23 protein-coding genes and 1 pseudogene are annotated in these 23,026 nt (G+C 66.7%); 7 read left to right on the top strand and 17 right to left on the bottom strand.

Annotated features, from left to right (window positions below; translation table 11 throughout):
* Both EGJ34_RS13165 and EGJ34_RS13160 read left to right on the top strand, forming a co-directional pair.
* The coding region (locus tag EGJ34_RS13165) for a hypothetical protein (protein WP_185750168.1) at window positions 1–198 on the top strand (198 nt) is incomplete at its 5' end.
* A gap of 280 nt (window positions 199–478) precedes the next feature.
* On the top strand, window positions 479–883 hold the full coding sequence (locus EGJ34_RS13160) for a hypothetical protein (protein WP_125360925.1): 405 nt from the start codon (window positions 479–481) through the stop codon (window positions 881–883).
* A 64-nt stretch (window positions 884–947) separates the two neighbouring features.
* Here EGJ34_RS13160 and EGJ34_RS13155 read toward each other — a convergent pair whose 3' ends face one another.
* Window positions 948–2,582 carry an acyl-CoA dehydrogenase family protein gene (locus EGJ34_RS13155; RefSeq protein WP_125360924.1) on the bottom strand — a complete coding sequence of 545 codons (1,635 nt, stop codon included), beginning with the start codon at window positions 2,580–2,582 and terminating at the stop codon, window positions 948–950.
* A 141-nt stretch (window positions 2,583–2,723) separates the two neighbouring features.
* Here EGJ34_RS13155 and EGJ34_RS13150 point away from each other — a divergent pair, with 141 nt between their 5' ends.
* From EGJ34_RS13150 to pdeM, 4 genes are read left to right on the top strand one after another with little or no spacing between them, the layout of a single operon-like run.
* Window positions 2,724–3,722: a ligase-associated DNA damage response exonuclease gene (locus EGJ34_RS13150; protein ID WP_125360926.1), complete on the top strand. Its 999-nt coding sequence runs from the start codon at window positions 2,724–2,726 to the stop codon at window positions 3,720–3,722.
* Window positions 3,719–5,323: an ATP-dependent DNA ligase gene (locus EGJ34_RS13145; RefSeq protein ID WP_125360923.1), complete on the top strand. Its 1,605-nt coding sequence runs from the start codon at window positions 3,719–3,721 to the stop codon at window positions 5,321–5,323. Before EGJ34_RS13150 ends, EGJ34_RS13145 begins: the two co-directional genes overlap by 4 nt.
* The gene (locus EGJ34_RS13140) at window positions 5,320–7,809 is read left to right on the top strand and encodes a ligase-associated DNA damage response DEXH box helicase (protein ID WP_125360922.1); all 2,490 of its coding nucleotides are present in this window, start codon (window positions 5,320–5,322) and stop codon (window positions 7,807–7,809) included. The genes EGJ34_RS13145 and EGJ34_RS13140 overlap by 4 nt, the downstream gene beginning before the upstream one ends.
* Window positions 7,799–8,467 (top strand): ligase-associated DNA damage response endonuclease PdeM, encoded by a 669-nt coding sequence (pdeM, locus tag EGJ34_RS13135; protein ID WP_125360921.1) that lies wholly within the window; start codon window positions 7,799–7,801, stop codon window positions 8,465–8,467. Before EGJ34_RS13140 ends, pdeM begins: the two co-directional genes overlap by 11 nt.
* On the opposite strand, the gene EGJ34_RS13130 is transcribed toward pdeM, so the two are convergent.
* The 8 genes from EGJ34_RS13130 to rlmD all read right to left on the bottom strand — a co-directional run bounded on the left by EGJ34_RS13130 (window position 8,456) and on the right by rlmD (window position 14,704).
* Window positions 8,456–8,713: a hypothetical protein gene (locus EGJ34_RS13130; protein WP_125360920.1), complete on the bottom strand. Its 258-nt coding sequence runs from the start codon at window positions 8,711–8,713 to the stop codon at window positions 8,456–8,458. The genes pdeM and EGJ34_RS13130 overlap by 12 nt on opposite strands.
* A gap of 128 nt (window positions 8,714–8,841) precedes the next feature.
* Window positions 8,842–10,074, bottom strand: coding sequence for an NAD(P)/FAD-dependent oxidoreductase (locus EGJ34_RS13125; protein ID WP_125360919.1), 1,233 nt, complete (start codon window positions 10,072–10,074; stop codon window positions 8,842–8,844).
* 60 nt (window positions 10,075–10,134) lie between these two features.
* Window positions 10,135–10,341, bottom strand: a complete 207-nt coding sequence (locus EGJ34_RS13120) for a cold-shock protein (RefSeq protein WP_125360918.1) — start codon at window positions 10,339–10,341, stop codon at window positions 10,135–10,137.
* 88 nt (window positions 10,342–10,429) lie between these two features.
* Window positions 10,430–11,176, bottom strand: coding sequence for an S-methyl-5'-thioinosine phosphorylase (locus tag EGJ34_RS13115; RefSeq protein WP_125360917.1), 747 nt, complete (start codon window positions 11,174–11,176; stop codon window positions 10,430–10,432).
* A complete protein-coding gene (locus EGJ34_RS13110) occupies window positions 11,176–11,730 on the bottom strand; it encodes a hypoxanthine-guanine phosphoribosyltransferase (RefSeq protein ID WP_125360916.1) in 555 nt (184 codons plus the stop codon). The genes EGJ34_RS13115 and EGJ34_RS13110 overlap by 1 nt, the downstream gene beginning before the upstream one ends.
* Complete coding sequence (gene nagZ / locus EGJ34_RS13105) at window positions 11,730–12,737, bottom strand: beta-N-acetylhexosaminidase (RefSeq protein ID WP_125360915.1); 1,008 nt, start codon at window positions 12,735–12,737, stop codon at window positions 11,730–11,732. The genes EGJ34_RS13110 and nagZ overlap by 1 nt, the downstream gene beginning before the upstream one ends.
* Before the next feature lie 132 nt (window positions 12,738–12,869).
* Window positions 12,870–13,370: a CYTH domain-containing protein gene (locus EGJ34_RS13100; protein ID WP_125360914.1), complete on the bottom strand. Its 501-nt coding sequence runs from the start codon at window positions 13,368–13,370 to the stop codon at window positions 12,870–12,872.
* On the bottom strand, window positions 13,370–14,704 hold the full coding sequence (rlmD, locus tag EGJ34_RS13095) for a 23S rRNA (uracil(1939)-C(5))-methyltransferase RlmD (protein ID WP_125360913.1): 1,335 nt from the start codon (window positions 14,702–14,704) through the stop codon (window positions 13,370–13,372). Before rlmD ends, EGJ34_RS13100 begins: the two co-directional genes overlap by 1 nt.
* A 137-nt stretch (window positions 14,705–14,841) precedes the next feature.
* Between rlmD and EGJ34_RS13090 the strand changes: the two genes are divergently transcribed.
* Complete coding sequence (locus EGJ34_RS13090) at window positions 14,842–15,564, top strand: response regulator (RefSeq protein ID WP_125360912.1); 723 nt, start codon at window positions 14,842–14,844, stop codon at window positions 15,562–15,564.
* A 9-nt stretch (window positions 15,565–15,573) separates the two neighbouring features.
* Here EGJ34_RS13090 and recO read toward each other — a convergent pair whose 3' ends face one another.
* From recO to EGJ34_RS13050, 8 genes and pseudogenes are all read right to left on the bottom strand, one after another.
* Window positions 15,574–16,296, bottom strand: coding sequence for a DNA repair protein RecO (gene recO / locus EGJ34_RS13085; RefSeq protein ID WP_125360911.1), 723 nt, complete (start codon window positions 16,294–16,296; stop codon window positions 15,574–15,576).
* A gap of 53 nt (window positions 16,297–16,349) precedes the next feature.
* Window positions 16,350–17,246, bottom strand: coding sequence for a GTPase Era (gene era, locus EGJ34_RS13080; protein WP_125360910.1), 897 nt, complete (start codon window positions 17,244–17,246; stop codon window positions 16,350–16,352).
* Window positions 17,243–17,923: a ribonuclease III gene (gene rnc, locus EGJ34_RS13075; protein WP_125360909.1), complete on the bottom strand. Its 681-nt coding sequence runs from the start codon at window positions 17,921–17,923 to the stop codon at window positions 17,243–17,245. Before rnc ends, era begins: the two co-directional genes overlap by 4 nt.
* On the bottom strand, window positions 17,913–18,296 hold the full coding sequence (locus tag EGJ34_RS13070) for a DUF4845 domain-containing protein (protein ID WP_125360908.1): 384 nt from the start codon (window positions 18,294–18,296) through the stop codon (window positions 17,913–17,915). Before EGJ34_RS13070 ends, rnc begins: the two co-directional genes overlap by 11 nt.
* Before the next feature lie 32 nt (window positions 18,297–18,328).
* A complete protein-coding gene (gene lepB, locus EGJ34_RS13065) occupies window positions 18,329–19,123 on the bottom strand; it encodes a signal peptidase I (protein WP_125360907.1) in 795 nt (264 codons plus the stop codon).
* A gap of 42 nt (window positions 19,124–19,165) precedes the next feature.
* Window positions 19,166–20,956, bottom strand: coding sequence for a translation elongation factor 4 (gene lepA / locus EGJ34_RS13060; protein ID WP_185750169.1), 1,791 nt, complete (start codon window positions 20,954–20,956; stop codon window positions 19,166–19,168).
* 169 nt (window positions 20,957–21,125) lie between these two features.
* The gene (locus EGJ34_RS13055; RefSeq protein ID WP_125360905.1) at window positions 21,126–22,646 is read right to left on the bottom strand and encodes a DegQ family serine endoprotease; all 1,521 of its coding nucleotides are present in this window, start codon (window positions 22,644–22,646) and stop codon (window positions 21,126–21,128) included.
* Window positions 22,647–22,712: 66 nt separating this feature from the next.
* Window positions 22,713–23,026: pseudogene (locus EGJ34_RS13050) on the bottom strand (anti-sigma factor); the annotation flags it as partial.

Here is a 23,026-nt window from a genome sequence, read left to right as displayed (position 1 = left end):
GCTGGCGCCCAGACCGCCGACGCTGCCCAGGCTGCTGCCGACACCGCCGCCACCGCCGCTGACACCTCGGCCGACGCTGCTGCCCAGGCTGGCGCTGCTGCCACCGACGCTGCTGCCGACGCTGCCACCGACGCTGCCAAGGCTGCTGAAGGCACCGCCGAGCAGGCCAAGGACGCTGCTGAAGAAGCCAAGAAGTAATCACTTCTTTCTTCAGGCAAGTCTGAAAAAGCCGCTGGTTCGCCAGCGGCTTTTTCTTTGGCTGCGATGTACCGACCAACGGTCGGTACCTACCGGGGTGGCTGCGATGTACCGACCAACGGTCGGTACCTGCCGATGTACCGACCAACGGTCGGTACCTACCGATGTACCGACCAACGGTCGGTACCTACCGATGTACCGACCAACGGTCGGTACCTACCGGGTCTTCACGGGGGCATGAATAGGCTTTGGCTCCCCTCAGATGAAACAGGTGCGCGCCATGAAGATCCAATCGATCACCCCTGTCCTGCTGGCCGCTTCCCTGACGCTGGCGCTGGCCGCGTGCAAGGGCCCGGAAGCCGAGCGGGCCCGCGATGATGCCGCGCAGGCGGCTGACAGCGCAGCAGTCGCCGCACGTGAAGCAGTGGACCAGGCCGCCGCTTCCACCCGCAATGCCGCTGACGAAGCCGCTGCCGCTTCCGAGCGGGCCGCTGCCGATGTGCAGCCGGCGCTGGACCGTGCCGCTGCGGCCACCTCCGAGGCCGCGGTAGAGGCCAAGGACGCCGCCAAGGATGCGGCCGCGCATGCCAGCGATGCTACCGCCACCGCCGCCCAGAAGGTCGCTGACAAGGCGCGCGATGTTGCCGACGACGCGCAGAAGAACGCGGACGAAGCCAAGCGCTGACGCCTCACACCGTAGAGCCACGCCCTGCGTGGCTTTGCGGTTTTCAGCCACGCACGGCGTGGCTTTACGGCAGGGCTCGCTTCAGGATGGCTGCGTGGTCGATGTCCTCCGGCAGGGTGCCAAATGCCATGCCGTGTTCCCCCCCCAGCCGCGAACGCACGAACGCGGTCGCCACTGGACTCTGCGCGCGCAGCAACACCGCCGCCTGCATCTGCAGCGCCAAGCGCTCGACAATCACGCGCGCCTGGCCTTCTGCCAGCACCTGACCCAGCTGCGTGCGCAACCACTGCATCGACGTGTCATAACGGGCATCGCGGCCGTAAGCTTCTTCCAGTTCATTTTCCAAGGCCGCCAGCACGGCGGGCTCCCGCGCCAGCGCGCGCAGCACGTCCAGGCACTGGATGTTGCCGCTCCCTTCCCAGATCGAATTGAGCGGTGCCTGCCGATACAGGCGCGGCAGCACCGACTCCTCCACATAGCCCGCACCGCCGAGGCATTCCTGTGCTTCATTGACGAACACGGCTGCGCGCTTGCAGACCCAGTACTTGCCCACCGCCGTGGCGATGCGCGCGAATGCCGCCTGCTGCGGATCGTGCGATGCCTGGTCGACCGCGCGTGCCACGCGCATGGCGAAACTGGTCGCAGCTTCCGACTCGATGGCCAGGTCCGCCAGCACATTGGCCATCAGCGGATGCGCGCACAGACGCTGGCCGAAACTCTGGCGATGACGCGCATGATGCAGCGCCTGTGCCAGCGCCATGCGCATCTCGGCGGCGGCACCGAGCATGCAGTCCAACCGGGTCATCATCACCATCCCGATGATGGTCGCGACCCCGCGCCCCTCATCGCCAACGCGGTGCGCGCGCGCGCCGCAGAACTCCACCTCGCTGGAGGCGTTGGCCCAGTCACCCAGCTTGTCCTTCAGGCGCATCAGGCGGAACGCATTGCGGTTCCCATCAGGCAACCGTCGCGGCATCAGGAAGCAGGTCAGCCCACCGGCGGCCTGCGCCAGTACCAGGAATCCATCGGACATCGGTGCGGAGAAGAACCACTTGTGCCCGACCAGCGAATAGCTGCCGTCTGCCTGCAGTTCGGCATGGGTGGCATTGCTGCGCACGTCCGATCCGCCCTGCTTTTCGGTCATGCCCATGCCCAGGGTGATGCCGCTCTTGTCGGCAATCGGCACGTCACGCGGGTCGTATACCGGCGCGGCGGCCTTGCTGGCCCATTCGGCAAACGCGGGGTGCTGGCGCAGGACGGCCACGGCCGCATGCGTCATGGTCAGCGGGCAACTGGTGCCCGCCTCGGCCTGATGGTGCAGGTAGCTCAGTGCGGCGCGCGCCACGTGCGCGCCAGGTCGCGCGTCCTGCCAGGACAACCCGGCCACCCCATGACGCTTGGCCGCCTCCATCAGCTGGTGGTAAGCCGGATGAAACTCCACCAGATCAATCCGGTGGCCCTGCGCGTCATGAGTGCGCAGCCGCGGGCGGTCACGATTGGCGTCGAATCCCAGCCGGTAGAGTGCATCGCCAGCCAGTCCGGCGTACTGCTGCAACGTCGCCACGAACGCACTGCCACCTTCGCGCTGCACGGCGTCGGCAAGCGCCACGTCGTCGGCCCACAGATTCCGGGGCGCGAACGGCGGCGGCTGGTTGTCGACGTGATGGGTGTCGAATGCGGACGGATCGGTGATCGTCATACGGCCTCCTCTCGATTGCATCCGATTCTGCCGCATCACGCACGCGCAGGCTGTTCAGCGGCGCACAGATCATGATGCGCACGTGGACACGGATTCTCACGTTGTGCACGGCAGCAACGCCAGAGTGTCCACATGAATGCAGTGGGTACCCGCGATGATCTGGTGGTGCTGCGTCCGGAAGGCCTCTACTGCCCGGCCGGCGACTTCCATATTGATCCGTGGCGGCCGGTGCCGCGCGCGGTGATCACCCATGGCCACGGCGACCACGCGCGCAGTGGCATGGGCTTCTATCACTGCAGTGCCGAGAGCGTGCCGATCCTGCGCTGGCGGCTGGGCGAAGTGCCTCTGCAGGCGCATGACTACGGCACACCTTTCACGCTTGGAGGCGTGCAGGTCTCGCTGCATCCCGCCGGTCATGTACTCGGTTCGGCGCAGGTCCGCATCGACGACGGCACCCAGGTCTGGGTGGCTTCGGGCGATTACAAACGTCAGCCCGACCCCACCTGCGCGCCATTCGAAGTGGTGCGCTGCGACACCTTCATCACTGAAGCCACCTTCGCCCTGCCGATCTACCGGTGGCAGGACACCGCGCAGGTGGCGGCGCAGATCGTGGCGTGGCGACAGGAATGCGCACAGCGGGGCGAAGCGGCCATCCTGCTCTGCTATGCACTGGGCAAGGCACAGCGCGTCCTGGCCGAGCTGCTGCCCCTTGATGACCAGGCTGCCTGGCTGCATGGGGCGATCGCCAATGGCGTGGATGTGTACCGCCAGGCCGGCATCGCGATGCTGGCCACCGACACCGTGGCCGAACAGGGGCGCACGCCGGAGGCGGCCGGTCGCTTGATACTGGCTCCGCCGTCCGCCGCCGGCACCCCGTGGCTGCGCCGTTTCGGCCGCCACCAACTGGCTTTTGCATCCGGCTGGATGCAACTGCGCGGCAACCGGCGCCGCCGCAACGTGGATCGCGGCTTCGTGGTATCCGACCACGCGGATTGGCCTGCCCTGCTGCAGACCATTGAACAGACCGGTGCCAGCCGGGTGATCGCCACGCACGGCAACACCGACGCGCTGGTGCCGTTTCTGCGCGAACGCGGAGTGGCCGCGGAGACCTTCCGCACCGATTTCGGGAACGAGGAATGAAGGCGTTTTCCGCGCTCTACCAGCGACTTGACCGCAGCACTGCCACCCTGGACAAGCGGGCGGCGCTGGTCGACTACTTCGCCACCGCGCGCCCGCATGACGCGGCGTGGGCGCTGTATCTGCTGAGCGGTGGCAAAGTCGGCGGCGCGCGGCAGAAGATCGCCAGCAGCACCGAGCTGCGGGCCTGGATCAGCGAGGCATCGGGCCTGCCGGCCTGGCTGGTCAACGACAGCTACGACCAGGTCGGCGACCTTGCCGAAACCCTGACACTGCTGCTGGATGACCCGTCGCAGCCGGCAGCCGATCGGCCGTTGTCCGAGTGGATCGAAACCCATCTTCTGGGCGTGGCCAACCTGCCCGAAGACGTCCGACGCGCGGCCGTGATGGCAGGCTGGCAGCAGCTGCCGGCCAGCGAGCGCTTCGTCTTCAACAAGCTGCTGACCGGTGCGTTGCGCGTCGGGGTATCCCAGCGCCTGGTACAGCAGGCGCTGGCCGAACTGTCCGGCCTGGATATCGCGCGTATCGCCCAGCGCATGCTGGGGGAGTGGGTGCCCTCTCCCGACCTGCTGGCGACGCTGCTGTCGAGCGCGGAGCTGCCTCAGGATCGCCAGCAACCCTATCCGTTCTTCCTCGCCTCGCCGCTGGAGGCCGCAGCCGACAGCCTTGGGGTCATTGATGACTGGGTGTTGGAGTGGAAATGGGACGGCATCCGCCTGCAGCTGCTGAAGCGGAAGGGCGAGCTCGCGCTGTGGTCGCGCGGCGAGGAACGCCTGGATGGGCGCTTTCCGGAGATCGAACAGGCGGCGCATGCATTGCCCGACGGCACCGTGATCGACGGTGAACTGCTGGCTTGGCGCGAAGATGACGCACAACCAATGCCCTTCACCGCCCTGCAGACCCGCATCCAGCGTCGCAAACCGGGGCCGAAAACACTGCGCGACACGCCCGTGCGGATGCTGGCCTACGACCTGTTGGAACAGGGCGGCAACGATCTGCGCGCGCAGCCGCTGCACTGGCGTCGCGAACAGCTGGCGGCCGTACTGGCCACGCTGGATGATCCGCGCATCCAGCTCTCTCCCGACGTGAGTGCCGTGGATTGGAACGACGCGGCCACGCGACGTGCCCAGGCGCGCGAGCGTGGCGTGGAAGGCTTGATGCTCAAACGGGGCAGCTCGCCCTATCAGAGCGGTCGCCGGCGCGGCGACTGGTGGAAATGGAAGATCGACCCCCTCACCGTGGACGCGGTACTGATCTATGCCCAGGCCGGTCACGGGCGGCGCAGCACCCTGTACACCGACTACACCTTCGCGGTCTGGGACGGCGATCGACTGGTACCGGTCGCCAAGGCGTATTCGGGCCTGGACGACAAGGAGATCGTGGCACTCGACCGCTGGATCCGCGCGCACACGCTGGAGCGCTTCGGCCCCGTGCGCAGCGTGCCCGGGGAACAGGTCTTCGAACTTGGCTTCGAGGCAGTCAACCGAAGCAGCCGGCACAAGTCGGGCATTGCCGTGCGCTTTCCGCGCATCCTGCGCTGGCGGCACGACAAACCCGTCCGCGAAGCCGACACCCTGGCCCAGCTGCAGGCGCTGGCCCGATGACGCGCCGCGAGGCGATGGCCCGGCTGCGCGCATGGTTCACCCAGCGCGGCTGGTCACCACTGCCGTTCCAGCAGACGATGTGGCGGCATTATCTGGCCGGCGAATCGGGCCTTCTGCATACGCCCACTGGCAGCGGCAAGACGCTGGCCATGTTTGGCGGCCCGCTGCTGCAGGGGCTGATGGACCTCCCGACCCGCGCTGGGGAGCTGCCGACAGTGCCGAAGGCCGCCAAGCGGGCACGCAAGCCGGTCCCGGTGATGCGCGTGCTGTGGATCACGCCATTGCGGGCCTTGGCCGCAGACACCGCACGCGCCCTGCGTGAGCCGCTGGCCGGGCTGGGCCTGGACTGGCAGGTGGGATTGCGCACCGGTGACGCCAGCGCGCGCGACAAGCGCCTGGCCAAGGAAGGACGTGTGGATGTGCTGGTGACCACGCCTGAGTCGCTCGCACTGCTGCTCAGCTACCCGGATACGATGAGCCACCTGCGCCAGCTCCGCTGCATCGTGGTCGATGAATGGCATGAGCTGCTGGGCAACAAGCGTGGCGTATTGCTGCAGTTGAACCTGCAGCGACTGCGCGACGCGCTGCCCGCGCTGCAGGTGTGGGGATTGTCGGCCACACTGGGCAATCTGCAGCAGGCGCGGCAGGTTCTGTTGCCGGACCAACCTGACGCGCCCCTTGTCGGCGGTGCGCGGCCCCGCCCGGTGCAGGTGGAAACGCTGCTTCCGCCGCAGGGCGAACGTTTCCCCTGGGCCGGCCATCTGGGGCTGGGCCAGCTCCAGCGCGTGCAGCAGAAGCTGTTCGCAGTAGGCACCAGTCTGCTGTTCACCAATACCCGTGCGCAGGCCGAGCTGTGGCACCAGGCGTTGAGCGCGGTGTGGCCGGAAACAACCGACACGCTGGCGCTGCACCACGGCTCGTTGGACCCCGCCCTGCGACGTGCGGTTGAGCAGGGACTGCGCGAGGGGCGGCTGCGTTGCGTGGTGGCAACCTCCAGCCTGGACCTCGGCGTGGACTTCCCGGCCGTGGACCAGGTGCTGCAGATCGGCAGCCCCAAGGGAATCGCGCGGCTGGTGCAGCGCGCTGGACGTGCACGGCATCGGCCCGGTGAGTCCGGCCATATCGTGTGCGTGCCCACACACGCGCTGGAAGTGGCGGAGTACGCCGCCGCGCGAAGTGCGCTTGCCAACGGCGTCATTGAAGCGCGGCGTCCGCTCCTGCTGTGCCTGGACGTTCTGGCCCAGCATTGCGTGAGCTGTGCACTGGGTGGCGGCTTTCACGCCGGGACGCTGCTCGCCCAGGTCCGTCGCACGCACGCGTTCGCCGCACTGGATGAGGTCCACTGGCAGGGCGTGCTCGACTTCATCGTGCAGGGTGGCCAGGCGCTGGCGCAGTATCCCGACTTCCACAAGGTGGTCCGCGACGACGACGGCGTCTACCGCGTGCACGACCGACGCGTGGCGCTGCGCCATCGCCTGTCCATCGGCACCATCAGCAGCGACAGCAGCGTACAGGTCCAGTATCTGCGCGGCGGTCGTCTCGGCGCTGTCGAAGAACAGTTCATCGGCCGGTTGCGACCGGGCGATCGCTTCCAGTTTTCCGGTCGCCTGCTGGAGCTGGTGCGCCTGGAGCAGCTGACAGCCTATGTGCGCCTGGCACGTGGCGGCGACGGTGTGGTGCCGCGCTGGCAGGGTGGCCGCCTGCCGCTGTCCGAGGCCTTGGGCGAGCAGATTGAAGCACTGCTCGCCGCGCCCCCGCACGCGCCGGAAATGCGCTGGCTGTCACCCCTGCTGCAGCTGCAGGACCGGGTGTCGGCACTGCCTGGGCCGCAGCGGCTGCTGGTGGAAGTGGTGCGCCGGCGTGAGGGGCAGTTCGTGTTCGTCCATCCTTTTGCGGGTCGGCAGGTGCACGAGGGCATGGCCGCACTGATGGCGTTGCGCTGGACCCGGCAACGCGCCAATACCGTGAGCTATGCCGCCACCGACCACGGCTTCGTGCTGGCACCGGCGGTGCCGGTCGTCGTGGACGCGGACATGCTGCGCCAGGCGCTGCAACCGGATGGCTTGCTGGAAGACCTGCATGCCAGCGTAAACCTGGGCGAACTGGCACGCCGGCAGTTCCGCGACATCGCGCGAATATCGGGCCTGCTGATTCCGGCCCTGCCCGGCCGGACACCGCGCAGTCTGCGCCAGCTGCAGGCCTCGGCCGGCCTGCTGTACGACGTGCTGCGCGAACATGACCCGGGGCATATCCTGCTGGGCCTGGCCGAACGCGAGGTGCTGACCGCACAGTTGGATGTGGCCACCCTGCAGCACACGCTGCAGCGTTGCCAGGCGCGAACGCTGGATCTGCACCACCCGGCCACGCTGGGACCGCTGTCGTTTCCGCTCTGGGCCGAGCGCCTGCGTGGGCAGGTCAGCAATGAGGACTGGAAAACGCGTGTGCGGCGCGCCGCAGAACAACTGGAGGGACGCCATGAGCGCTGAGCTGACCGTGATGCTGGGCGGTGAACCAATGCAGCTGCTGGGGATGCGGGCGCTGTATTGGCCGGTGCGGCAGACGCTGATGATCGCGGATCTGCACCTGGGCAAAGCCGACGTGTTCCGCCGTGCCGGCATCGGCTTGCCAGCCGGCGGCACCGGAGAAGACATCCACCGGCTTACCCGCATCATCGCCGCGTATCCGGTCACCACCCTCTACATTCTGGGCGACGTGCTGCATGGCCCCGCGCATCGCGCCGCTTGGTACCGGCAGTGGCAGGGGTGGCGGGAACAGCATGCGGCGCTGCGTATCGGCGCACTGGCCGGCAACCACGACCGCGTGTTGCCGAAAGCGGACCTGGGGGTGGAGCTGGTCGGTGCGCAGCTGTCCGACGGGCCCTTCCTGTTGCGGCATGACCCGCAGCCCCACCCGTCGCAACACGTGCTGTGTGGTCATCTGCATCCGTTGGCCAAGCTGCCCGGTATGCAGCGGCGCTGGCCCGCGTTCTGGCTGCGCGAGCGCCTGACGGTGTTGCCGGCGTTCTCGCAGTTCACCGCAGGCATCGCGCCGGTGCAGCTGCCAGGCGAACAACTGGTGGCGTGCGTGGATGGCGAGGCTATTGAACTACCGGCGCATAACCACGGGGCGAAATTACGCCGCTGACGGCATCAGCAGAATTTCTGGTGCATCCGGATTCTGGACGACCGGGCGGCTGCGGATATCCACCAGCATGGCCTGCGCGGCAGCACGGATGCGTGCATGGTGCTCGGCGGCGGCGTGGGTGATCAGACTGGTGACATGGAACTCGAAGACATCTTCCATCACGTCGGGCTGATCTTCGTGCAGCATCTGCAGCAGACCGCGCAGCTTGCGGATTTCACTGTCGAGCACGTCAGCCGGGAACAGCATGTCTCACTCCTTGGGGGATGCAGTGACGTGTTTGTCTCATATTGACAGTGAGTTCACTGTCAATCCGCAGGGGGCATGTCTTCACATCTGACATGAACGTCTAGCATGTGCAGATGCATTCCGCAGAGTCAGGTTTTCGCTGAGGGCGTCATTGCCGCCACGAATCCCGGTGACAACGGCCATTTGCGCCACCAGCCATGTTGTGTGCCGGTGAGCACGCGCAACATGTGACCGCGCCCACCCGGGATGCGGCCCATCGGGCCGAACAACACATCGCGCGCACCGGCCACCGTGTCATGGTTGGACTGGAACAGCGGCGTCAGCCACCGACTCCAGAACTGGTAGATCGCAACGTGCGCCTTCCGCCGCGCCTGGTAAGCCTGCAGTGCAGCGTCCCGGTCTGTGTGCTCTCGCAGGGCATCGCGCAATGCAACGGCGTCCAGCAGCGCCATGTTGACCCCCTGCCCCAGCTGGGGGCTCATCGCGTGCGCGGCGTCCCCGGCCAATACCAGCCGCTGGTGATGCCAGCGGTGCATGACCGCATCGCGATACCCGGCACGTGACAACTGGCTGCCCCCGGTAAGCGTGGCAAGGCGCGCATGTGCCTGTGGCCACAGCGCGGCGACCTCCTCGAGCCAGCGCGGCAATCCGTCCTGCTCCCACTGCGCAAACTGATTGCGCGGCAGGCTCCAGAAGAAGCTCAGCCGCGGCGTGTCATCGCCCGGGCGCGTCCCTACCGGCAGCATGCCGATCATCTTGCGCGCGGCCACATAGCGTTGGCGCAGTTCATCCACATGCGACCAATCGCCGCACGGCAGCAGGCACCACAGTGCCCCCCAGGGATATTCCCGATCCAGGCGGGTGCCCTGCACCGCAGCGCGCAACGTCGAGGCTGAGCCATCTGCCGCGATCACCAGGTCATAGGGGCCATGCCAGTGTCCCTGCGCGTCGCGCAGGCGGCCCTGCTCGCTGTCCACTTCCACGATGGTGGTGCCGGCCTGCAGGTGCTGCGGGAACTCCCACGCCTTCGCCAGCAACGAGAACAGCGCACCGCGCTGCATGCCGATGCCATGCAGATGCGGATGCAGGCCCGCATAGCGGATGTCCATGACCGCACGGCCGCAAGGCGTTTCGCCGTAGAGCCGACGCACGCCTGCACCATGCGCCAGCACCTGCGGCAGCAGGTCCATCTGCCACAGCACGTCGAGCCCGCTTGGCTGCAGCAGAAAGCCGGCCCCGACCGGGCCCGGCGCAGGAGCCCGCTCGAAGACGTGAACCTGGTGATGGTCGCGTGAAAGCAGAACCGAAAGGGCCTGGCCTGCGGTGCCGTAACCGATGATGGCGATGCTGCGTTGCTGCATGGGACGTCCTGACAAAAAAAACCCCGCCGCAGCGGGGTTTTCTACGCTCGGGCGAGTGGATTACTCAACCGGCGTAATGTTCGAGGCCTGGGCACCCTTCGGGCCCTGGGTCACGTCGTACTGGACGCGCTGACCTTCCTGCAGGCTGCGGAAGCCCTTGGAATTGATGGCGGAGAAGTGCGCGAAGACGTCGGCGCTGCCGTCCTCCGGAGAAATAAAGCCAAATCCCTTGGCGTCGTTGAACCACTTGACGGTACCGTTCGGCATGGTAGTGCGAGACCTTCTTCAATGAATGGGTGGTGTACGCTCAACCAGCGCACTGGCGGAGTATGCAAAGCTTGTTACGCAATGACAATCACCCGCGTGCCAATTCGCCAATCAGTTCCGGCAATCCGGCTGATGCGGCGTCCACATTGGCCAGTACTTCGGCCATCGTGATCTCCTCGCCAGTGCCGCATCCGGCCGCCCAGTTGGCCACGATCGCCAGGCAGGCATAATCCAGCCCCAGCTCACGCGCCAACCCGGCTTCGGGCATGCCGGTCATGCCCACCAGGTCGCATCCGTCACGGCGCATGCGCGCGATCTCGGCGTTGGTTTCCAGTCGCGGCCCCTGGGTCGCGCCGTAGCAACCGCCATCGTGCAGGCGCACGCCGGTCACTTTTGCCGCCGCCAGCACCTTGCTGCGCAGCAGCGGGGTGTACGGATGGCCGAAGTCCACATGCAGGACTTCCGTGCCGGGTTCCTCGCTGAGCGTGGAAATGCGGCCCCAGGTGTAGTCAATCAACTGATCCGGGCATGCCAGCACGCGCGGCCCGAAATGTTCGGTGATGCCGCCGACCGTGTTGAGCGCGAGCACACGCTTCGCACCGATCTGCTGCAACGCAGCAAGGTTGGCGCGGTAATTGATCTTGTGCGGCGGCAGCGAATGTCCTTCGCCGTGTCGTGCGAGAAACGCCACGCGCTGGCCGAGCAGCGTGCCGACATGGACCGGACCCGACGGCGTGCCGTAGCGCGTGTCGACGGTGTGGTGGGTGGCGTCGTCGAGCTGAGCCAGCTTGTAGACGCCGGTGCCGCCGATGACGGCCAGTGAAATCGCTTCCATCATTCCTTCATCGCGTAGATGGCCGGCACGCAACGCAGCGCCTCGTTGACGTCCATGCCGAAGCCGAACACATAGCGATCCGGCAGTTCCACACCGGCGTAGTCGGCCTTGACGTCGGGCAACGCGCGATCGTGCTTCTTCACCGTCAGTGCGGCAATGCGCACGTCGGTGGCACCCTGTTCCAGGCACCAGGTGCGCACGCCCTGCAGGGTGAAACCTTCGTCCAGAATGTCATCGACAAGGAGCACGCGACGGCCGAACAGCGAGGTCGCCGGCTTGTGCTTCCAGACCAGTTCGCCGCCGGTGGTTTCGCCGCGGTAGCGGGTAGCGTGCAGGTAATCGAACTGCACGTCCTGGCCGCGCGCGCCCAGCTCCAGCGCCAGCTGGCCGGCGAAGGGAAGCGCACCGTGCATGATCGACAGGAACAGCGGCACCTCGCCCTTGTAGTCGGCCGCAATGGCGTCGGCGATGCTGCCGATGGCCTTGTCGATGGTGGGGCGGTCAACCAGCAGGTCGGCCTGGGCCAGCGCCTGGGAAATGGTGAGGTTGGGCATCAGACGGTTCTTCCAAGGGATTCAAGCAAACGGGATTGGGTATTGCCGTGGCGGGCGTCGGCCAGCAGGCCGTCCCAGCCAAGGCCGCCACGGCCGATCAGGCCAAGCAGCGCAGCAGTGTTGAGGGTGCGGCCCTGCACAGCCTGCAGGGCGTCGTCGACCAGCTCGGGGTGGCAGACCAGCACGACGTCGCAGCCCGCGTCCAGATGCGCATGTACGCGGGCGGTCACGCCGCCGGCCGAGAACGAGGCGGCCATGCCGATGTCATCGGAGAACACCACGCCACGGAACCCCATTTCTTCGCGCAGGATCTGCTGGATCCAGCGCGGCGAATATCCGGCCGGTTCGGCGGCCACCTGCGGGTAGACCACGTGGGCCATCATCACCGCGTCGGCTCCTGCGTCGATGCCGGCGGCGAAAGGGACCAGGTCCAGGGCGCGCAGTTCGTCCAGGGAGCGCGGATCGCTGGCGTTGTCGACATGGGTGTCTTCCAGCACGGTGCCGTGACCGGGGAAGTGCTTCAGCGTGGCGGCCATGCCGACGCTGTGCATGCCGCGCACATAGGCGCGGGTGAATGCGGCCACCACCTGCGGGTCTGCGCTGAAGGCGCGGTCACCAATGGCGCGGTTGCCGCGGCCCAGGTCGACCACCGGGGCGAAGCTGAGGTCCACGCCGCTGGCACGCACTTCACTGGCCATCAGCCAGGCGTGCTGCTCGGCCAGCGCCAGGGCGGCATCCGGGTCCTGCGCGTACAGCGCGTCGAAGCCCTGCAGTGGCGGCAAGGCCGAATAGCCCTCGCGGAAGCGCTGCACGCGGCCGCCTTCCTGGTCCACGCAGATCAGCAGCGGGCGCGGCGCAGCGGCGCGCAGGGCGGCCGACAGTTCAGCGACCTGCTGGCGCGAGGCGAAATTGCGCTTGAACAGAATGACGCCTGCCACGGCATCGTGCTGCAGCCAATCGCGTTCCTGGGCGGTGAGTTCGGTCCCGGCAACGCCGATCACGAGCATGGATTGTTCTCCGAAACGGGGCACCGTGATGGCGCACTGCCGCATTGTCGCAGAACCCGGGTCACGGCGGAAACGCGGGCGAAACCCGCACCGCCAGGGCCGGCCAACGGCCGGCCCTGGCGGTGCTGGCCGTCACTTCTCCGTGTCGGACCACTGGCTGTACGGGCGGGCGGCCAGCGCCAGGTTGTAGTACCTGACCTCGTCGGTGACCTCTTCACCAGCCCATTCAGGCAGGTCGATGGCCTGTTCGGCGTGCTCCAGCTCGACCTCCGCCACGACCAGGCCGGCGTTGTCGCCGAGGAACTCGTCCACCTCCCACAGCAGACCGCCGTGACGGACCAGGTGCCGACGCTTGTCGATCAACCCACCCACGCACAGGGCCAACAGGTCGCGCGCTTCGTCTACCGGAATCGGATAGTCGAACTCCTGCCGGGTGTGGCCGATCTCGCGCGACTTCAGGTTGAGGAAGGCCTGCTCGCCCTGGATTCGGACCCGCACCGAAGCCTTCTGCGCCCCGCTGTCGAGCGAGGCGCTGTCATTGAGGTAGCCCTGGGCCATGGGGATGACCTGGTGCGCCTGTGCGCGCCATGCCTCGCCAGTGACCCGGTACTTCCGTTCGATTTCCAGCGGCATCAGCGGCGCTCGAAGACGGCGATGCTCTCAACATGCGCCGTGTGCGGGAACATGTCCATGGCCCCGGCGCTGACCAGGGTGAAGCCCTGCTCGTTGACCAGGTAGCCGGCATCGCGGGCCAGCGAGCCAGGATGGCAGCTGACGTAGACGATGCGCTTGAACTGTTTGAGCGGCAGCTGCTGCAGCACTTCGATGGCACCCGAACGCGGCGGATCGAGCAACAGCTTGTCAAAGCCCTGGCGCATCCAGCCGGCCTGTCGCTGGTCCTGGGTGAGGTCGGCCGAGAAGAACTGCGCATTGGGCAGGCCATTGCGCTCGGCGTTCTCCCTCGCGCGGGCCACCAGGCCGGGATCACCCTCCACGCCCACGACCTCGCGCACGGTGCGCGCCAGCGGCAGGGTGAAGTTGCCCAACCCGCAGAACAGGTCCAGCACGCGTTCCTCGGGACCGGCGTCAAGCAGGTCCAGCGCCAGCTGGATCATCTTCACGTTGAGCTTGGCGTTGACCTGGATGAAGTCGAGCGGGCGGAACGCCAGTTCCACGTTCCAGGGCTCAAGCCGGAACGACAATGGCACCTCGGCCGGCCACAGCGGCTGTACCGTTTCCACCCCGCCCGGCTGCAGGGAGATCGCAAGGCCGTGTTCCTGGCCAAATGCGATCCAGGCGGCGCGGTCGTTTTCAGAGAGAGGCTGCATGTGACGGATGGTGAGCATGACCGCCTGGTCACCGGCGATGAACTCGATCTGCGGGATGTCGCGCTTGCCATCCAGGGTTTCAATGAAGGCCGACAGCGCCGCTACCTTGGTGCCCACCTCCGGAATCACGGTCAGGCACTGGGTCAGATCCGCGACGAAGCGGGGATCCTGCTCACGGAAGCCGACCAGGGTCTTGTCCTTCTTCTCTACCCGGCGCACCGAGAAGCGGCCCTTGCGCCGGTAGCCCCAGCTGTCACCCACCAGCGGCGGCAGCACGGTGCCCGGTGCCACGTGGCCGATGCGGGTCAGGTTGTCCATCAACACGCGCTGCTTGGCCACGATCTGTTGCGACTCTTCCAGGTGCTGCAGCACGCAGCCGGCACAGACGCCGAAATGCGGACAGCGCGGCGTGACCCGCTCTGTGGAAGGCTGCAGCACTTCGACCGTGCGCGCCTCGTCGAAGTGGCGGTTGCGGGCGGTCGGCTCGGCACGGACCACTTCACCGGGCAGTGCGCCGGTGATGAAGGTGACCTTGCCGCCCTCGCCTTCACGGCGGGCCACGCCGCGGCCGTCATGGCTCAGGTCAAGGATGTCGGTCTGGAAAGGAGTACGGTCAAGGCGGGAGCGGGATCGGGCCACGTGGCAACAGGCTGCGGGCAAAAAGGGGGCGTATTGTCGCAGATACCGTCCCTGGGTTTGGCTGCTCGGCGCGTAGACAGCTTGCAGACGGCCACATCATGTTTAATATGGCCCCAGCTGACATGGAGGCAGCCCTTATGCAGATGACCCCCCGGGACCCCCTTCCCCGCTTGCTGCTCGTCGAGGACGACACGATCAGCCGTGGCTTTTTCAAGGCCGCGCTCGAATCCCTTCCTGCCGAAGTGGACACCGCTGACTCACTTGCCACCGCCATCGACCGGGGCGGTACCGCCCGGCATGACCTGTGGCTGATCGACGTCAACCTGCCGGATGGCAACGGAACCGAACTGCTGCAGCAGCTCCGGCGCACCCAGCCGGACACTCCGGCGCTCGCACATACGGCCGATGCCGATACCAGCATCCATGCCCGCCTGCGTGATGCAGGGTTTCGCGAGACGCTGGTCAAGCCGCTGAGCGGCGAACAGCTGCTGCAGGCCGTGCGGCGTGCACTGGTGAACAGCCCCGGGTCAAAGGCGACAACGGAAGTCGATACCGAAGCTGACCGCCAGGACTGGGACGAAATCACCGCACTGGCTGCACTGAACGGCCAGCGCCATCATCTGATCGCCCTGCGCGAGCTGTTCCTGGCCGAACTGCCCGGCGTGCGCGATGCGGTCGCCCAGGCCGTGCAGCAGCATGACGAGCCCGCGCTGCGCGGACAGCTGCACCGGCTGCAGGCCAGTTGTGGGTTCGTGGGCGCGGCGCGTCTGGCCCGGGCGGTGCGCCAGCTGCACCAGGCACCGGAGTCGGTCGGCGCCCATACGCAGTTCCGCGCGGCGGTGGAATCCTTGTTGCATTGAGTGCGCGGGTCAACGCCGGCGGGCGAGCTCTTCCAGCATTTCCCAGGATTTGAGTCCGCGCCCGCCCAGATGGTGCAACAGTACCGTGCGCATCGGGCGACGCAGGCTGGCCAGATCCTCCTGGCCCGGTGTTTCATCGGCGGCCAGCGCCAGCAGCGCGCTGCCGGTTGCCGTTCCGCGCCGGGCGTCCACGCCCCGCTCACTGAGAAGACGACGCGGCCCTTCCTGCGGATCCAGCTCGTAGCGGGCGGCCGGGTCAATCGGCTCGCCGTCACTGCCGTGGGCGAGGTCGAACCCGAAGCCCAGCGCCTCCAGCAGATCGCGCTCGAACCGGCGCAGCGTCCAGGCCAGTGGCTCAGCGTGCGCAAGGCGCTCCCGGACCGCGCCGTAGGCGTCATACAACTCCGGCAGCGGATCCTGCCGTGGAGCCAACCGCAACAGCAGTTCGTTGATGTAGAACCCGGCCAGCATCGTCTCGCCGGTCAGGCGTGGCGCGGCATCCAGTGCTTCAGCCTGTCGCAGCTGGGCCAGCTCACCGCGCTGCACCGCTGTCAGCCGGATCCACTGCAGCGGCTGCAATGCCGCGCGCAGGGCCTGGCTGCGCGGGCTGCTGACGCCGCGCGCCAGTACACCCAACCGCCCATGCTGTTCGGTCAGCACTTCCACCAGCAGGCTGGTTTCGCGCCAGGCCCGGGCGTGCAGGACGAAAGCCGGTTCGTCGTCGATACGCATCGCTCAGCCGCTGTCGCAATGGCATGCCGCGGCGGACGGCATGCCGGTGGGGATCATTCGTAACCGAACGCCTTCAGCGCGGCCTCGTCGTCGGACCAGCCTTCGCGCACCCGCACCCAGGTTTCCAGAAACACCTTGGCTCCGAACAGACGCTCCATCTGCAGGCGCGACTTGGCACCGATTTCCTTCAGGCGGGTCCCGCCCTTGCCGATCACGATGGCCTTCTGGCCCTCGCGTTCGACCCAGATGACCGCGCCGATGCGGAGCAGGTTGCCGTCCTCGGCGAATCGTTCGATCTCCACGGTGGTGGCATACGGCAATTCTTCACCCAGCTGGCGCATCAGCTGCTCACGGACCAGCTCGCCGGCGAGGAAACGCTGGCTGCGGTCGGTGATTTCATCTTCGCCGAACATGGGCGGTGCTTCCGGCAGCAGCTTCAGCAGGTCGCGCACCAGCGCTTCCAGGCCGTTGCGCTTCTGCGCTGAAATCGGGTGGACGGCTGCAAAAGTGCGGCCTTCGGTGATCTGCTGCAGGAACGGCAGCAGCGCCCCCTTGTCCTTGAGCCGGTCGACCTTGTTGACCACCAGCACCACCGGAATGCCGGCGTCGCTGAGCACATTGAAGGCCAGGGTATCTTCCTCGTCCCAGCGGCCGGCCTCGATCACCAGCATGCCCGCATCCACGCCCTCGAGCGAGCCGCGCGCAGCGCGGTTCATCACCCGGTTCATGGCGCGCTTCTGCACTTTGTGCAGTCCCGGGGTGTCGACCAGCACGATCTGCCCTTCCGGGTAGCTCGCAATGCCCAGCAACCGGTGGCGGGTGGTCTGCGGCCGGTTGGAGACAATGCTGATCTTGGCCCCGACCAGGGCATTGGTCAGCGTGGACTTGCCGACGTTGGGGCGGCCGATGACGGCAACGCTGCCGCAATGATGGGAGGATGCTTCGCTCACTTGGAATCCAGTTGCTCTAGGGCGGCGGCGGCCGCCTGTTGTTCGGCCAGTCGACGCGAGGCCCCTTCGCCTTCGGTACTGACTGCGGGTTCGGTTACGCCACAGCGTACCCGGAAGGTCTTGGCGTGGTCGTCACCCGACTCTGACACCAGTTCGTACTGCGGCAGGGCCTTCTGCCGGGCCTGCAGCCATTCCTGCAGGCGGGTCTTGGGATCCTTTTCCGGCCGGCCGGTGGCCGGCAGGGCCTCCATGGACGCGCTGAACCAGGGCAGCACGACCGCCTGGCAGGCGGCGAAGCCGGCATCCAGGTAAATGGCCGCCACCACGGCTTCCAGCGCGTCGGCCAGGATGGAGTCGCGACGGTGCCCGCCGGACTTCATTTCGCCAGGACCGAGCGTCAGGCGATCACCCAGTTCCAGGCTGCGCGCGATGACCGCCAGCGCGCCTTCGCGCACCAGTTCGGCACGGGCGCGGGTCAGCGCGCCTTCGTCTGCCTTGGGCCAGCGCTGGTAAAGCGCCTGGGCCACCATCATGTTGACGATGCTGTCGCCGAGGAACTCCAACCGCTCGTTGTTCGGCGTTCCGGCGCTGCGATGCGTCAGGGCCTGCTGCAGCAGGCCCGGATCATTGAAAGCGTGACCAATCCGGTCACCGCGTTGGAAGGTGTTATTGGGCACCGCTGGCGATCATTTCCTGTTGGGTATCGAACTTGCCCACGACGTCGAGGTTGCCGATCAGCGGGCGACGCACTTCGTAGTTCACTTTCATGTTCCAGCCGCCGCTGACGCGCTCAAACTTGACGTTGGCCGGCTTCACGTTTTCCGAGTAGCTGATGTCCAGGCGGCGGAAGAACAGCTCCTGCACGCGGCCCGGCTCCATCGCGTTGACGCCCTGCTCCTTGGCCAGGCTCTTCATCGCCGTACGCACGGCGTAGTACTCCGAGTACATCGGGAACAGCTTCATGCCGATGTACAGGATGAAGCCGACCACCGCCAGCACCATCAGGAACGAAGTCAGGGTCATGCCACGCTGCGTCTTCATCGTCTTCATTGCGTTCTCCCCAGATACGCGTTGGTAATGAATCAGTTGATCCCGGTGCCGATCCGGGACGGCTCGAAACCGTCCTTGCAGAACCAGCCCGAGCAGTTCAGCCAGATCAGGAACGCCTTGCCGCGGAGGTTTTCTTCCGGCAGCAGGCCCCAGAAACGGCCGTCGTCGCTGTTGTCACGGTTGTCGCCCATCACCAGGTACTTGCCCTGCGGTACGGTCCACTGGCCTTCGCCGCGCGGGTAGTCGGTCTCCAGCACGGTATGGGTACGGCCCGGCAGCTGCTCGACCAGCAGCGAGGCACCTTCGCCCTGCCCTCGGTGACCAGCATACAACCCCTTGTTCTCGTACTTCACCGGCTCGCCGTTCAGCACCAGGGCGTCGCCCTGGAAGACCACCTCATCGCCGGGCACGCCGATCACGCGCTTGATGAAATTCTCGCCCTTGTTGGGGTCGTTGTCCGAATGCCCGGGGAAGTGGAACACCACCACATCGCCACGCTTGGGCTCGCCCACCGGCACCACCTTGGCGTTGTTCAGCGGCAGGCGCAGGCCATAGGCGAACTTGTTGACCAGGATGAAGTCGCCGATCAGCAGGTTGGGCATCATCGAGCTGGACGGAATTTTGTAGGGCTCGGCGATGAAGCTGCGCACCACCAGCACGATGGCCAGCACCGGGAAGAACGCCCGCGAGTAGTCCACCAGGACCGGTTCGGAATCCAGCAGGCCGGCACGCGCGGCGCGGCGCTTGGCGAAGTACAGCTTGTCGGCCAGCAGGATCAGGCCGGATGACAGGGTCAGCACGACCAGAAGGATCTCAAACAGTTTCATGCGGTGTCCTTGGGAACGGTAACGGCGGCACGGAGTCCGGGCTTACTTGTCCATCTGCAGCACGGCAAGGAAGGCTTCCTGCGGAATTTCCACACGGCCGACCTGCTTCATGCGCTTCTTGCCTTCCTTCTGCTTCTCCAGCAGCTTCTTCTTGCGCGAAACGTCGCCACCATAGCACTTGGCCAGCACGTTCTTGCGCATCGCCTTGACCGTGGTGCGGGCGATGATCTGCGAGCCGACCGCGGCCTGGATGGCCACGTCGAACATCTGCCGGGGAATGAGGTCCTTCATCTTCTCGCACAGCTCGCGACCACGACGGTCGGCATGGCTGCGATGCACGATCAACGACAGCGCATCGACCTTGTCGCCGTTGATCAGCACGTCCACGCGCACGAACGGGCCGGCGTCAAAGCGCACGAAGTGGTAGTCCAGCGAGGCGTAGCCACGGCTGACCGACTTGAGTTTGTCGAAGAAGTCCAGGACCACTTCGGCCATCGGCAGCTCGTAGCTGATCTGCACCTGGCTGCCCAGGTAGTTGATGCCGATCTGGCTGCCGCGCTTCTCTTCGCACAGTTTGATGATGTTGCCGATGTACTCCTCGGGCGTGAGCACGTTGGCGCGGATGATGGGCTCGCGGATCTCCTCGACCATGTTCACCGGCGGCAGCTTGGCCGGGTTGTCCATGTTGACGATGGAGCCGTCGGTCTTGAGCACCTCATAGACCACGGTCGGCGCGGTGCTGATCAGGTCCAGGTTGTACTCGCGCTCGAGGCGTTCCTGCACGATTTCCATGTGCAGCATGCCGAGGAAGCCGCAGCGGAAGCCGAAGCCCATGGCTTCGGAGCTTTCCGGCTCGAAGCGCAGCGCGGCATCGTTCAGACGCAGCTTGTCCAGCGCCTCGCGCAGGTCCGGGTAGTCTTCGGCATCGACCGGGAACAGGCCGGCGAACACGCGCGGCTGCATTTCCTGGAAGCCCGGCAGCGGCTTGGGAGCCGGGTCGCCTGCCAGGGTAAGAGTGTCGCCGACCGGCGCGCCGTGCACGTCCTTGATGCTGGCCGTCACCCAGCCCACCTCACCCGCGCGCAGGGCCGGCAGCACCTTGCGCTTGGGGGTGAACACGCCGACGTTGTCGACCTGGTGGTTGCGGCCGGTGGACATCACCTGCAGCTTGTCGCCGGGCTTGATCTCGCCCTGCATGACGCGCACCAGCGACACCACGCCGAGGTAGTTGTCGAACCAGGAGTCGATGATCAGCGCCTGCAGCTTTTCGGTATCGCGCGGCTGCGGCGGCGGAATACGGTGCACGATGGCTTCGAGCACGTCCTGCACGTTCAGGCCGGTCTTGGCACTGACCGGCACCGCGTCACTGGCGTCGATGCCGATGACGGCTTCGATTTCCGCCTTCGCGCGGTCGATATCGGCCGTGGGCAGGTCGATCTTGTTGATCACCGGCACCACTTCCAGGCCCTGCTCCACAGCGGTGTAGCAATTGGCCACCGACTGCGCTTCCACGCCCTGGGCCGCATCGACCACCAGCAGCGCCCCTTCACAGGCGGCCAGCGAGCGGCTGACTTCGTAGGAGAAGTCGACGTGCCCGGGGGTGTCGATGAAGTTCAGGTGGTAGGTCTGCCCATCCTTGGCCAGGTAAGGCAGCGACACCGACTGGGCCTTGATGGTGATGCCGCGCTCGCGCTCGATGGGATTGGAGTCGAGCACCTGCGCCTCCATCTCGCGGGCCTGGAGGCCGCCACAGAGCTGGATGATACGGTCGGCCAGCGTGGACTTGCCGTGGTCGACGTGGGCAATGATGGAGAAGTTGCGGATGTTCCGCATCGAATCAGAGGACATAGGTGGCGGCGGCGCGGCGCGTCGTCAGGATAACGGTGCATTATCGCATGGCCGACCCGTTCCCGTGCGCCCGGCCCTGCCGATTGTCGTTTCCAGCCGCCATATGCAACCGGGCCCGCCGAAGCGGGCCCGGGAAACACTGCAGCCGCGCGGCTTACGGGCCGGTACGGATCGGCACAAAGGAACTGTTTCCACCGGCGCGGACCAGCAGCATCACCACGTCGCCCTTGGCATAACCGGCCAGGGCCTTGTTCAGCGCGGCGACACTGCCGACCGGGGTGCGCCCGACCTGCAGGATGACCATGCCCGGTGCCAGGCGGGCATCACGCGCGGACTGACCATTGACCTTGGTGATGCGAACGCCCTCGCCGGCGTCCAGCCCGGCCTGGCGGCGCTGATCAGCGGTCAGATCGATCACGTCCAGGCCCAGCAGGGCATTGGCTCCGGCCTGCGGCTTGGCGGCTTCAGCCCCGGCACCGGCGTTGCTGCCACGGGCGGCATCGTCGGCCAGCTCGGTCAGGGTGGCGGTCAGCTCACGCTCCTTGCCGTCGCGCAGGACCACCAGTCGCACCTTGCTGCCCGGCGGGAGTGCGCCGATCAGCGGCGGCAGGTCGCTGAAGGTGTTGACGGTGGTGCCGTTCACCGAGCGGATCACGTCACCCACTTCCAGCCCGGCCTTGGCGGCGGCACTGTCCGGGACCAGTTCATTGACCAGGGCACCACGGCTGTCGGGCAGCTTGAAGCCCTGCGCGACGTCGCCGGTGATCGCACCGACAATCGCGCCCAGCTGGCCACGGCTGACCCGGCCGGTCTTCTTGATCTGCTCGACCGCACCCATCGCCAGGTCGATCGGGATCGCGAAACTGATGCCCATGTAGCCGCCGGAGGCCGAGAAGATCTGCGAATTGATGCCGACCACCTCACCGCGGGTATTGAGCAGCGGACCGCCCGAGTTGCCCTGGTTGATCGCGACGTCGGTCTGGATGAACGGCACGTAGCGCTGGTCCTGGCCGCCGGTACTGCGACCGACCGCGCTGACCACGCCGGCGGTAACCGAGTTGTCCAGGCCGAACGGCGAACCGATCGCCACCACCCACTGGCCGGGTTTAAGCGTGTTGGAGTCGCCGACGCGCACGGTCGGCAGGTTCTTGCCCTCGATCTTCAGCAGGGCCACGTCGTACTGCTGGTCGCTGCCGATGACCTTGGCGGTGAACTCGCGGCGGTCGCCCAGCTTGACCTTCACTTCGCCGGCATCGGCGACCACATGGTGATTGGTCAGCACGTAGCCGTCGGGCGAAATGATGAAGCCCGAGCCCATGCCACGGCCCCGGATGCTGGGGCCTTCATCGCCACCGCCAGGCCCCTGCCCGGGCATCGGGAAGTCCGGGCCGAAGAAACGGCGGAAGAATTCCGGCATCTCTTCATCGCTCGGGCCGGCCCGGCGCGCCTGGCGGTTGTCGCGCACGATGGTGGTTTCAATGTTGACCACGCCCGGGCCAACCTGTTCGACCAGGTTGGTGAAATCAGGCAGACCACTCACGAGGGGGGCGGCCGGGGCCCGAGCAGCCGGGGCCGCGGCGGCAGTGGCGGGCGCTTGCGGGGCTTGGGCGCAGGCGATCAGGGGAAGAGTCATGGCCAACAGGGCCATGGCCTGCGTGCGGGTACGGGCGCTCATCAGACGCGAACCTCCAAGTCTGGGATCAGTAACGGGAAAAAGGAACGGGGGGAAACGCAGAACCTGTCAGTCCTGCGTGCGCGGCAGCGGGGCCGGCTCGGCCTCCTGAAGACGCGGCTCGAATGGGTAGAACGCCGCCCGCGGCTGTGGGCTGGAGAAGCTGGCGTTGAGAGCCCCCTCCGAACCCAGCGTGGAACGTGGCCAGGGCTTGGCCTGCAACCCGCTGACATTGCCAAATGGCAGCTCGCGGGTCGCGCTGGCGGGGACGGTCGGAGCCAGTGGGGTCTGGCTGGCCACGGCGCGTTGCGGTTGTACGCTGCGCGCGGCCACACTGCGCGCGGCCTGCTGGGTGCGGGTGGCGCTGGGACGGCGGGCAGCGG

Origin of the sequence: Stenotrophomonas sp. 278 (genome assembly GCF_003935715.1) — a bacterium.
Taxonomy (GTDB): domain Bacteria; phylum Pseudomonadota; class Gammaproteobacteria; order Xanthomonadales; family Xanthomonadaceae; genus Stenotrophomonas; species Stenotrophomonas maltophilia_AH.
Note: the sequence above shows the minus strand (reverse complement) of the source record. Positions and strands in the feature narration are given on the sequence as shown.